The organism is Paenibacillus cookii, assembly GCF_018333375.1.
Taxonomy (GTDB): domain Bacteria; phylum Bacillota; class Bacilli; order Paenibacillales; family Paenibacillaceae; genus Paenibacillus_AQ; species Paenibacillus_AQ cookii.
In genome coordinates this window covers 1-1,320 of the sequence record NZ_BORW01000088.1, presented here as the reverse complement: position 1 = coordinate 1,320, position 1,320 = coordinate 1, and the positions used below count along the sequence as shown (strand labels likewise).

Below are 1,320 nucleotides of genomic sequence, written 5' to 3'. Positions count from 1 at the left end.
TCAGTTTCTGGTCATGAATCTGGAGCGGCGACTGCGTGTTCTCTTTTTGCATTTTTTCAGACTGCTTGGGTTTAGAGACTTGCGTTGGGTGTAGATGGAACGAATCTTGTTCAGCAAGCCCTAATTAATTTCCTTTTTTACCTGCTTTGTGAGCTCACACTGCTTAATACGTCAAATGTCACTCCAAGGTTGCAAAATTTCAATAAACGTTGATGTATAAATGTTTATTTGCGTAAAAAAACAATAAAAAAAGCCCTTCGGCCGGTGCCAAAGTGCTTTTTTCGTTTCCAATAATGTCGTTTGAGGCGAGGTTAACCTTCTCTATTCAAATGATCCACATGATTACGGTTTTTTACTTTTTTCGATCCGGAGAGAGGCTCCTGCATCGTGTTTTCGCGATCGCGGCGATGGTGCCGCTGCTCCTGGCGCTGCGCTTCCGGCACGGGAATGGCCTTCGGTTTGCTCATCTGATTTCACCCCAATCTCGGATTAAGAGTGCTGATGGGTCAAGTCTGTCGTTTTGTCGTGATTCAGCGCATCCTGATGCCTGCGGTCATTGGTATCCTGCTGGATCTGCTGGGCGTGATGGCTGTTAACCCGGGTCTGGTCCAAATCCTCCACAACATTGCTCAGGTTTTTATCCAAACCGTTTTTCGCTTTGGTCATCTCTTTCCCTCTTTTCCCTGTTAAACGTGATGAGTCACATCGTGAAGCGCCTGGGCGCATTCATGAATCTGGCGGGTGTAACCTTGGGTCATGTCCTGAATGACCTCGGTGCGCTCATCCACCGTTTGCCCGTCGCGTTCCACGTCGACCAGATCCACCTTGACCTCCCGCGTATCCAAGTAGGAGCACTGAAAATCAAAGGAATACATCGTGCGTCCAGCGGAATCGATGTGAATTCGGAGCGCGTTCGGATTCGCCTCATCCGCAAACACCTGGGCGGAGTCCGACGGGTCAAGGTTTTGCGGCAGCTGCGATCGCCAAGCCTGAACCAGCTGATCTTGATCGAGTTGAAATTCTCGGTTCATTTCATCACACCTCCCCTGCTCTTTTAATGTGCGGAGAAGGCAACGGATTTATTCGCTTCCCGGCCAAGGAGACGTGCGATCCGGAATGCCATTTGTACCCTAACGATGATTGAAAAACATGGTGATGGCTGCAAAGCAGCGCATGAACACGGCATTATGAACAAATCATAACCACCCGTCCAACGGGTGGTTTGCACTTGGGGTATAACCCCCTGTTGCCAAACTGCGCCTAAAGACGCTAGCCTGACAATAAATTGTTCAGGCTCAGTGTAATTTGCCTCTTTCACTT

The 1,320-nt window shown here is 48.9% G+C and carries 4 protein-coding genes; all 4 read right to left on the bottom strand.

All coding sequences use genetic code 11. The features are described 5' to 3' along the window. Positions 1-311: 311 nt before the first annotated feature. On the bottom strand, positions 312-467 hold the full coding sequence (locus KI367_RS26695) for a small acid-soluble spore protein P (protein WP_212953313.1): 156 nt from the start codon (positions 465-467) through the stop codon (positions 312-314). Positions 468-489: 22 nt separating this feature from the next. Continuing rightward, positions 490-666, bottom strand: coding sequence for a hypothetical protein (locus KI367_RS26690; protein WP_197070057.1), 177 nt, complete (start codon positions 664-666; stop codon positions 490-492). A gap of 20 nt (positions 667-686) precedes the next feature. Next, entirely contained in the window at positions 687-1,031 is a 345-nt protein-coding gene (locus tag KI367_RS26685) for a hypothetical protein (protein WP_036714758.1), read from the bottom strand. A 23-nt stretch (positions 1,032-1,054) separates the two neighbouring features. Continuing rightward, the coding region (locus KI367_RS26680) for a hypothetical protein (RefSeq protein WP_212953310.1) at positions 1,055-1,320 on the bottom strand (266 nt) is incomplete at its 5' end.